Source organism: Gulosibacter sediminis (genome assembly GCF_014904065.1).
Classification (GTDB): Bacteria; Actinomycetota; Actinomycetes; order Actinomycetales; family Microbacteriaceae; genus Gulosibacter; species Gulosibacter sediminis.
This window is the reverse complement of sequence record NZ_JACXJG010000021.1, coordinates 52,114-61,988: the sequence shown is the minus strand read 5'-3', so window position 1 is coordinate 61,988 and position 9,875 is coordinate 52,114. Positions and strand designations below refer to the sequence as shown.

The window sequence follows — 9,875 nt, the reverse complement described above, 5'->3', positions numbered from 1 at the left end:
CGACCCGGCACCGTTCTAACGAGGGAGGAGTCCGTCATCGAAGTCGACGAGGCTGCAAACATGAGAGATCTCTCATCTCTGCCTCATGCGGGTGACTTGACGCGCTCGATACGCTCGCAGCATCCCGAGACCGAATAGGAGACCTGCCATGCATCGCCTCGCCCCCGTGCTGCTTTCTGCCGCATCCGTGCTCGTGCTTGCGTTGCTCGCCTTCTCGGGCATCTCGATCGCGAACAGCGACCAGCAGCAGGAGGTCAGCGACGCCGTCACGATTCCCGCGAGCGGCACGCCGATTCCAACATCGACCGGAACTCCCCCGGCCACGCCGTCTGCAACGCCGAACGAGACGCCGACGGCAACGCCGACCTCCACCGACGACGCATCGGACTCCGGTTCGCTGCCCCAGCCACAGCCCGTCAACCCCGCGCCGGCACAGCCGATCCAGCCCGAGAGCGGATCAGGGTCGGGCGGCGGCAGCGGCAGCAGCTACGACGACGATGACGACGACTGGGACGACGATGACGACGATGAGTGGGACGACTAGCGCCAGCTACGAGCGCGTTGCGAGCCGGTAGCCGACTCCCCGCACCGTCTCGATACGGTCGCTGCCGAGCTTGCGGCGCAGATAGCGAATGTACACATCGACGACGTTCGACGCCGGGTCAAAGTCATAGCCCCACACGCGCGACAGCAGCTGCTCGCGCGTGAGCACCTGACCCGGATGCTCGAGCAGCTCCTGCGCGAGCGAAAACTCCCGCGCCGACAGCTCCACCTCGGCGCCGTCGACGGTCACCCGCCTGGTGCGCAGATCGAGGCGTACGCCACCGTGCNCGAGCGAGGTCGCGCTCGCCGGCGACGATGAGCCCGGCGCATCCGCCGTCGCGCGCAGGCGCAACCGCACGCGCGCGAGCAGTTCCTCGAACCGAAACGGCTTCGGCATATAGTCGTCGGCGCCGGTCTCGAGCGACTGCACGGTGTCGTCGACCGAGGTGCGCGCCGTGAGCACGATCACGGGCGTGCGCACGCCCGAGCCACGCAGCTGATCGAGCACGTCGAAGCCATCGATGTCGGGCAGGCCGATATCGAGCACGATGAGGTCAAACTCCTCGCTCAGCCCGTGATCGACGCCCTCGCGCCCCGTCGCAACACCGACCGCCGCGTATCCGGCGGCCTTGAGGCCCTTGGTGATGAAGGCCCGAATTCGAGCCTCGTCTTCGACAATGAGGATGCTGGTCACGCTGCGGCTCCGTTCGCTTCGAGTTCGGGGTCGGGTTCGGACTGACGTAGGGGAAGCACGAGGGTAAAGCGGCTGCCAACTCCGGGCTGCGACTCGAGGTCGACGGTGCCATCGTGGCCGCGGGCGATCGAGGTGACGATCGCGAGCCCGATGCCGAGCCCGCCGCCGATCGTCGGCAACTCGCCGCCATCGTCCTCGCGCTCGAAGCGCTCGAATACGCGCTGCCGCTGCTCGGGCGCGATGCCGACCCCGGCATCCTGCACCCAGATGCGCAGCAGGCCGGTGCTCGGCTCGAGGTAGGCGCCGAGCGCGATGCGGCTGCCCGGCTCGGAGTACTGCACCGCGTTGCCCGCGAGCTGCAGCAGCGCCTGCGTGATGCGCTGCGGGTCGAGGCGCACGACCACCTCGGGCCGCGAGTCGAGCTGCCAGTCGCGGTCGCCGAGCGGGCGCACCTTCTGCATGACGCCGTCGAGCAGCTCGGCAAGGTCGACCTCGCTGCGGCGCANAGTCGGGTCGACCCGACTTCGCGAGCAGCAAGAGATCTTCGATCAATCGGTTCATGCGCGCGAGCTCGTCGAGCACGAGCGCACGCGTGTCGGCGACCTCCTCGGGGTCGTGCTCGTCGAGCAGCTCGAGGTGCCCCTGCACGATCGTCAGCGGCGTGCGCAGCTCGTGACTCACCTCATCGAGCAGCTCGCGCTGCCCGGCAAACGCGGCCTCGAGTCGGTCGAGCATCGCGTTGATCGTGCCGACCAGCAGCGCGAGATCGTCGTTACCCTCGACTGGAATCCGGCTGCTGAGATCGGATGCCGTGACCTCCTCGGCCGTCTGGCGCGCGGCCGTGAGCGGTGCGAGCACGCGGCCAAACGCGCGCCACGCGAACAGCCCGGCGAGCGCGAGCACGACGGCGCCGACGAGCAGGCTCACGAGATGTTGCTGCAACAGTGCGTTGCGCCCGGTCGACACGTCATAGGCGATGATGAACGCATCGGTGCCGTCGGTCGGGTCGTTCGCCGCCATNCGCGATCGGCACGAGCAGCACGCGATAGGTGCGCTCGGCAGTGCCAAAGGTGAGCTCGGTCGTGCCGCCCGCCCCCTCGACCTCGCGTTCGACGCGCTCGACGAACTCCGGGTCGTCCTCGACTCGCAGCGGCACCGTCGTCGGCGCCGCCCATCGCGCCTCGCCGTCGACGATGCCGAGGAAGCCCTGCCCGGGCTCCGACACCGCGCGCTCAATCGCGAGCTGCACGAGCGCCTCGGCCGACGCGAACGGCTCGCCCGTCGCCGGGTCGACGCCGTTGCGCGCGAGCTCGGTCACCTGGGCGTACGAGCGATCGAAGCCGCCGGCGACCTGCTCGTCGTAGTCGATCCAGTCGATGACGAAGTCGACGAGCGTCGTGATGAACAGCGTGATCGCGGTGATGCCAATAAGGGAGACGAGCACGCGATTGCGCAGCGACATCGCCTTAGTCGGCATAGACCTGGGTATAGCCGGCCTCGGATGCGCGCAGATCGCCGCGATGCCCGGCCCGGTACGAGCGCCTGCCGAGCACGAGGACGTAGGCGAGATACGAGCCGAGCGCGAGCGCGCCGATGCCGATCTTCACCGCCCACGGCCAGTCCTGCCGCGTGACGAAGCCCTCGACGAGTCCGGAGAGCAGCAGAAAGATCGTGGTGCCGACCGCGACGATGATGAGCGTGCGCCCGGCCGCGCCCATCGCATCCACGCGGGTGCGGTTGCCGGGCACAACGAGCGACCAGAACAGCGCGAAGCCCGCCCCGCCCGCGACGAAGATCATCGTGAGCTCGAGCAGCCCGTGCGGCGCGATCCAGAGGAAGAACGCGTCGAGGTGCCCGAACGACGCGAGCACGGCGGCCGACATGCCCAGGCTGATGCCGTTCTGAATCAACACGAAAATCGGAAAGATGCCGGTGATGCCAAACGCGATGCACTGCGCCGCGATGAACGCGTTGTTCGTGAACACCTGGGCGGTGAAGGCCGACTCGGAATACTCCGAGTAGTAGTTGATGAAGTCCTCCTCGGCATACTGCTGCAGGCCCGACTGGCTGCCGTAGAAGCTGAGGATCTCGGGGTTCGACATGTGCCAGAAGTACGAGAACACGGCCGCGACGACGGTGAGCACCGCAGCCGCGAGGGTCCACCAGCGCACGCTGTAGAGCGATGCGGGCAGCTGCTCGACGAAGAACTCGCGCAACACGACGAGCACGTTGCGGCGCACGCGGGTGAAGCGGCGGCGGGCCCGGGCGAGATCGAGCGAGAGGCGCACGCTCTCGGCGCTGTCGCCGGTGGCCGTGCGGATGGCCGAGAGGTCGGTGGCGCCGGCCTGGTACCGGGCGATGAGCGCATCCGATTCGGCGCCGCTAAGTCGGCGGCTGCGCGACAATTCGCTGAGCCGCTCCCATTCCGCGCGTTGCGCGGCCGCGTAGGCGTCGATGTCCATGTGGTGAAATACTCTCATGTCTTCGCAGCCCGCGCCCCGAGTTGCCTCGTTTGCCGACGACGATGTCGTCATTGGCGAGGGTGTTGCCCTGAGCATCCCGGCCGCCGGCTGGCTGCTGCGCGCCGGCAGCGCCGCGATCGACGCGTTCGTGATTTTCGTTGGTTACCTGGTATCGCTGCTCGGGCTCGCCTGGATGCTCACGAACTTCCTGCAGAACAACAACGTGCAGTTCGAGGACGTGTGGGTCAATGTGATTCAGATCACCTGGGCCGTGCTCTGGTTCATTCTCGTGCCGCTCACGGTCGAGGTGCTCTCGAACGGCCGCTCGCTCGGCAAGCTCATCTTCGGCCTGCGCGTCGTGCGCGACGACGGCGGCGCGATCGGCTTCCGCCACTCGTTCGTGCGCGCCCTCGCGGGCCTCGCCGAGATCTTCCTCACGCTCGGCAGCATCGCCGCCCTCGTCGGCCTCTTCAACGGCCGCTCGAAGCGCGTCGGCGACTTCCTCGCCGGCACCTACGCGCAGTACGAGCGCGCGCCGCGGCCGCAGCCGCTCGCCCTCACGCTGCCGCCGCAGCTCGCGGGCTGGGCCCGGGTCGCCGATGTGGCGCGCCTGCCCGACCCGCTCGCCCGGCGCATCCGTGACTTCTTCGTGCAGTCAGACAAGCTCTCGCCGGCGGCGCGCCAGCACCTCGCGGGTGACCTGGCGCGCCGGGCGCGACCCTACGTGCATCCGATTCCCGACGTCGACGCTGAGACGTTCCTCGTCGGCGTCAGCGTCGTGCGCCGCGACCGCGAATACCTCGGGATGCAGCGGCGCCGGCAGCGCTCGTCCCGCCTCGAGGGCGTGCTGCACGGCAACCCGCACGGCTTCCCGACCCGCGGTTAGCCTTCCTGCTGCACGTCGCGCAGCCACTGCGTGTGCAGACGCCAGCCCTGGAAGCGGTTGCCGTTGCGCGCATCGAGCGCGTCGGCGATGCGCTGCGCGTCGGCGCGGAACTTGGGCCCGCGCGGGTCGTCTGGGCGGTGCGTGAGCAGGAAGTGGGCGGCGGTCGCGTAGATGTCGATGTCGACCGGCGCGCCCTCGTAGTCGACGATGTCGAGTGCGGCATCGACGATCCACGCGAGCTCGTCGGGGTTCGTTTCGGCGAGCTGCACGAGCACCGAGGCGGGCACCGAACCAAACTCGCTCAGGTCGCGCTCGACTTCCTCGATACCGGCGACGACCTCGGACACGCGATCGGTGCGGCCGTCCAGCAGCTCGTGCCACGCCACCCAGGCGAGCGCGGCGCGGCGGTGCTCGGCGTCGTGCGTCTCGGCGAGCACCTGGCTGGCGAGTTCTGCTGCGTAGTCGGGGCTGAACGGCGCGACGAGGCCGGCGGCCTGAAGCATCAACTTATGCTCGTCGACCTGCTCGCGCTCGTGCTCGAGCCACCGCGTGAACGTGGTGAGGAGTTCCTTGAGTGCGTCGACATCGCCGAGCTGGGCCGCGACCTGCGCCTGGCCGAGCGCGAGCTGACTCGTCGGGCCGCCGACCTTCGCGCGCACCTCGTGCTCGAGGGTGATGAACTCGGCAACCGAGTCGATCGACACGTCGGGGTCGCCGAGGGCCTGGTGCACGACATCGACGTAACCACCCTCGGCGGCGGCGCGCACGCCGGGCTCGATGGCGTCGTTGTCATCGAGGCGCAGGCGCTGGGTGTGCGTGAGGCCCTCGAGCATGGCACGGTTGTTGCCCACGACGGCGTGCTGCATCGCGCCGAGGAAGAGCGTGCCGAACACGACGGTCGTGAGGCGAAGCTCCTGCGCCCGGGCGATGATCTTGTCGACGAGTTCGGGCTGCGTCGACTCCTCGCTGAGCTCCTGCACCGCCAGCATGGTCTCGTGGTAGCGCTTGTTCATCGACACGGGCGCGCGATCGACCGAAACGCCCTGTGTCTGTCGCGGCAGCCAGCCTGCCCGAAGGATGTGCTCGGCGCGCGCCTGCGGGTCGCCCCACACCTCCGCATCGTCGACGATGTCGAGCTTCGGCGCATCTGGCAGGCCCTCGAGCCAGAACTCGCGCAGTTCATCCTGGTGGCGGGTGGCGACACCGCCGCGCTCGTCGTGCAGCTTCGCCGCATTTTCGGCGATCTTGAACAGCAGCCAGCCCTCGTCGTTCGCAGGGTCGGCGAGCACGCGCACGCGGGCGACCGCGGCGGTGGTGCGCCAGTTCGTGTCGTCGAGGTAGAGCTGGGAGAGGAGGTGGTCGGCGAACTCCTCCGCCTCGTCGCGGCGGTGCTCGAGCACCACCAGGAGGTCTTGGGCCTCGATCTCGTCGATGAGCCAGTCGAGCTCGAACTGTTCACGCAACTCGTCGCCGATCTGCGCGGCAACCGCGCGCTGGCCGGCGCGGGCATAGAGCACGCCCTGGCGGGCGCGGAGGCTCACGAGGTGCGCCAGCTCGGGGTGGTTGGGGTCGAGCGGGCCCGGGCCGAGGCCGAGGCCGGCGAGCCGCTGCTCGAGCGTGCGCAGGGCGAGCTGCGGGTCGACGCGCACGAGCATCGAGCTCTCGTATACCGAGCTGTAGGGGCTGCCGGGCTGCCAGTAGTCGTTGTCGGCGGTGAGCCACTCGTTGAGGTGCTGCAGGGTCGCGTCGCGGTCGCCGAAGTCGGCGGCGAGCTCGGCCTTCGCGAGGAACGCCTCGCCGAGGTCGAGACCCCGCTCGCGAATCTGCGCCTCGACGAGGCCGACGACCTGCTCGAGTTGGGCGCGCGGGATGCTCGGGTCGTCGACGAGCGTCGAGGCGACGGTGCTGATCGACTCGAGGAACGTCGCGAGGTTGTCGGGGTGCAGGTGGTCGCCGTACCTGGCAATGATCTGCATGAGGCGCGCGTACGCCTCGAGCGCTTCCTGCGCCTTGCCGGTCTGCGAGAACAACGAGTACTGCCCGTAGCGGGCGCTCGCCGCGAGGTGCGGCACGCCCTCGGCCTCGCAGTCGGCGACCTGCTGTTCCCACGCCTCCGCGGTGCCGCGGTCGAGCGGCATGTCCCAGATCGCCGAGCTGCGGTCGATGAGAGCGCGGACGCGAATCGCCTGCTCGCCCTCGAGATCGGCGACTTCGTCGTATCGAATCATGAGTTTCCCTTTCAGGTGGCCGCAACGAGCAACTCGCCCAGCGCATCGGCCAGGGTTCGCTGCTCGTCAGCGTTGAGTCGTTGACCTGCCTGGAGCAGGCTGAGGAGGTAGAGGGCGCGCACGGCCTGCTGCTGCAGTTGCAGCGTGCGGGCCGCGACGACGGCACGCACGGCGTCGGCGCGCACGTTGAGTACGAGTTTCGGGCGTCGGTCGACGGGGTCGGCTTGCTTGGTGCCGCCGGTGAGGGCGGCCCACGGGTCATCGTCGGCGGCTTCTTCGGCGAAGTCGAACCCGGCGGGCGGGGGCGGCACGTGCAGCGAGAGCACCGATGCCGGGGCGAAGTCACGCAGGTCGAGCCCGACGCCGAGCTCGTCCAGCACCGGCGTCGCGACGGCCCTCAGCTGTTCGACGAATGCCTGCCGCTCGGGCTTCGGTTGCGGCAGCGCGTCGAGTTGCTCGGTACGAGAGAACAGGCTCACGCGCACGCGCGTCTGGACCCTGCCGAATGCCTCGAGCACGGCAATCGAATGCGTGTAGCCGCCGTTGACGAGCATCCCACCCTGCGCCGAGACGAGCGAGGCGTTCGCACTGAACTCCCCCACCGTCGAGGCGTAACTGATCTTGCTCGGCATCTGCGCGAACGGCACGAGGCCTGAGCTCGTCTCCCAGAGATAGTGGCGCGCGACGAACTGCAGCATGACGTCGTCGGCCGCGGCCATCGCGAGCAGGTTCGTCGAGTGCACGTCGAGGAACTGCTTGAAGCGGTCGCCGCCCTCGGCCGCGAGTCGTTCGATGCCCGTGCGCAGCTGCCGGCCGACTTCGGCCTGCACGTCGCGCACGAGCTCGGTCTCTTGCAGCGATTCGCGGGATGCGGTGAGCGTCAGCGAGCCCGCCTCGAGCGCGACCTTCACGAACGTCGCCCACTCGGGCACGAGCTGCGTGTTGTCGTCGGCGACGAACATGCCGTTCGAGAAGACGCGGTCGCCGCCGCGGTGCTTGCTCGAAATCGCGTTGCTCGAGACGAACGCGAGGCCGCGCACGCCCGCGACGGGCACGTCGATCGGGAAGGCCGCGAGCGGCGACATGCCAAAGGTGCGCAAGCACCACTCGAGCGCGTCCGGCCCGGCGAGCTGCCACGGCGGCGTCTGCCTGCTCACGATGCGGCCGGGGCTGCCATCAGCGCCGCGGTGCACCGTGATGGGCACCGGCAGCAGCCCGGCAAACTTCGACGCGAGCAACTCGACGCGCTCGAAACTCACCCAGCCGGCGTCTTCGGGCCGCGCCCGCACCCACACCTCGGTGCCGGGCGCCTCAAGCGGGTCGGCCGCCTCGGTCACGGTGAAGGTGCCGTCGCCGCTTCCAATCCAGTGCATCGTCGGTGCATTCGACTCGCGGGCGCTGCGCGAGCGCACCTCGATCTGGTCGGCAACGAGGAAGCACGAGAGCAGGCCGATGCCGAACTGGCCGAGGTAGTCGCGGCGGGCCTGCGCAAACTCGCCGCGCTTGCTCGAGGCGCCGATGGTCGAGAGCAACTGGCGGGCCTCCTGTTCCGTCAGTCCGATGCCCGCATCGCGCACGAGCAGCGCGCGGCGCGGCTCGTCGACGATGAGCTCGATCGGTGCCTGCTGGCCGGATGCGGCGGACTGGCCGAGGCGTTCGCGCGCCACCAGCGCGTCCCGCGCGTTCTGGATGAGCTCGCGCACGAACACCCGCGGGCTCGAGTAGAGGTGGTGCGAGAGGATCTCGACGATGCCGCGCAGGTCAACCTGGAAGTTCTCGGTTGTCACCCCGCCAGCATAGAGACCGTTTTATGTGCGATCTCCACGTTGCAGGTAGGCAAGCATCAGCGCGAGCACGAAGCAGAGCGCGTAGGTGCAGGCCACGGCGCCCCAGCTCGCGAGGAATCCGCCCGTATGGTCGACGAGCCAGCCGATGATGGCGGGGCCCGATGCGAAGCCGAGGTACATGCCAGCCGAGACGAGGCCGGAGGCGATGCCGATGCGGGCCCGCGGCGCCGCCGCAATGATGCCGGAGTTGATGACGACATTGGCGGCGAGCGGGAGCGCGGCGTGCATCGCGATGCCAACCCAGACGAGCCACACCTGGCCGGTGATCGACGCGAGGCAGAGCGCGCCGAGGCCCGCGATGCCGCCGAGGTTCATGACCGAGATGAGCGGGGCGGGGCGGCCCCAGCTGCCGTTGACGCGGCCCCAGCCGACGCGGCTGAGGATGCCGATGACGCCGATGACGCCGAGCAGCAGGCCGCCGAGCTCGACCGGGAAGTCGAACTCGCGGATCGAGAAGAGCGATACGTAGGTGTTGACGCCCTGCGTGCCGACGGCGTTGAGAAATGAGATGGCGGCGAATACCCAGACCGCGGGCGGCAGCTTCGTCGCCTCGCTGGGGTTCGTGACGATCGTGCCGGTTACCGGGGCGGTGCCGCCGTTGGCCGGGCGACGCAGGCGGTTGAGCACGATCCAACTGATCGCGAAGCAGGCGGCGCTGATCGCGGCGCCGAAGGTCGCGGCGGCGGTCCAGCCGCCGACCGTCGCGATGAGGGGAAAGCTGAGGCCGGCGACGAGCATGCCCATCTGCACGCCCGATTGCTTCCAGCCCATCCAGGTCGAGCGCTGGGCGGCCGGCACGCGCGTCGCGATGAGACGGTTCGTCACCGGATTCGACATCGCCTGAGCCGGGCCGACGAAGAGCGCGGCGACGATGAAGCCAGCGAAGCTGTGCCAGACGATCGTGATGACGAAGGCGAGCAGCGTGCCGACCATGATGATCGCGAACTGCACGATGGTGCGCAGCCGGTCGGCGAGCACACCGAGCAGCGTCGACGTGAGGCCGGCCGAGAGGAAGATTGTCGAGAGGATGATGCCGAACTGGCCGTCGGTGATGCCGAACGTTTCGATGAGCGGCGCGCTCAGCGAGGTGACGCCAAAGTTGAAGACGATGCCGACCGCCATCGCGGCGATCAACACAAACAGCAGGATGCTCGGCGCGCGCTGCGCCCTACCCTCACGACTCTCCACCATCAGTTCCCTCTCCTCCACTCGCGA

General features: G+C 69.0%; 8 protein-coding genes and 1 pseudogene. 2 read left to right on the top strand and 7 right to left on the bottom strand.

Features of this window, described 5'->3' with window-relative positions; genetic code table 11:
- Nucleotides 1–148 precede the first annotated feature (148 nt).
- Entirely contained in the window at nucleotides 149–544 is a 396-nt protein-coding gene (locus ID132_RS11060) for a hypothetical protein (protein ID WP_125107750.1), read from the top strand.
- A gap of 6 nt (nucleotides 545–550) precedes the next feature.
- On the opposite strand, the gene ID132_RS14090 is transcribed toward ID132_RS11060, so the two are convergent.
- The 4 genes and pseudogenes from ID132_RS14090 to ID132_RS11045 form a co-directional block, all read right to left on the bottom strand.
- The gene (locus ID132_RS14090; RefSeq protein ID WP_328744300.1) at nucleotides 551–1,237 is read right to left on the bottom strand and encodes a response regulator transcription factor; all 687 of its coding nucleotides are present in this window, start codon (nucleotides 1,235–1,237) and stop codon (nucleotides 551–553) included.
- Complete coding sequence (locus tag ID132_RS14085) at nucleotides 1,234–1,698, bottom strand: sensor histidine kinase (RefSeq protein ID WP_235988513.1); 465 nt, start codon at nucleotides 1,696–1,698, stop codon at nucleotides 1,234–1,236. Before ID132_RS14085 ends, ID132_RS14090 begins: the two co-directional genes overlap by 4 nt.
- Nucleotides 1,699–1,765: 67 nt before the next feature.
- Nucleotides 1,766–2,257: pseudogene (locus ID132_RS15340) on the bottom strand (histidine kinase dimerization/phospho-acceptor domain-containing protein); the annotation flags it as partial.
- 446 nt (nucleotides 2,258–2,703) lie between these two features.
- Nucleotides 2,704–3,699 carry a stage II sporulation protein M gene (locus tag ID132_RS11045; RefSeq protein WP_193128634.1) on the bottom strand — a complete coding sequence of 332 codons (996 nt, stop codon included), beginning with the start codon at nucleotides 3,697–3,699 and terminating at the stop codon, nucleotides 2,704–2,706.
- Nucleotides 3,700–3,715: 16 nt separating this feature from the next.
- On the opposite strand from ID132_RS11045, the gene ID132_RS11040 reads away from it, so the two are divergent.
- A complete protein-coding gene (locus ID132_RS11040) occupies nucleotides 3,716–4,585 on the top strand; it encodes an RDD family protein (RefSeq protein ID WP_193128633.1) in 870 nt (289 codons plus the stop codon).
- Here the strand turns inward: ID132_RS11040 and ID132_RS11035 are convergent.
- The 3 genes from ID132_RS11035 to ID132_RS11025 are packed head-to-tail and all read right to left on the bottom strand — an operon-like array spanning nucleotide 4,582 to nucleotide 9,851.
- Nucleotides 4,582–6,813 carry a hypothetical protein gene (locus ID132_RS11035; protein WP_193128632.1) on the bottom strand — a complete coding sequence of 744 codons (2,232 nt, stop codon included), beginning with the start codon at nucleotides 6,811–6,813 and terminating at the stop codon, nucleotides 4,582–4,584. The genes ID132_RS11040 and ID132_RS11035 overlap by 4 nt on opposite strands.
- Nucleotides 6,814–6,824: 11 nt before the next feature.
- A complete protein-coding gene (locus ID132_RS11030) occupies nucleotides 6,825–8,600 on the bottom strand; it encodes an HSP90 family protein (protein ID WP_193128631.1) in 1,776 nt (591 codons plus the stop codon).
- Nucleotides 8,601–8,621: 21 nt separating this feature from the next.
- Entirely contained in the window at nucleotides 8,622–9,851 is a 1,230-nt protein-coding gene (locus ID132_RS11025) for an MFS transporter (protein ID WP_193128630.1), read from the bottom strand.
- Nucleotides 9,852–9,875: the final 24 nt, after the last annotated feature.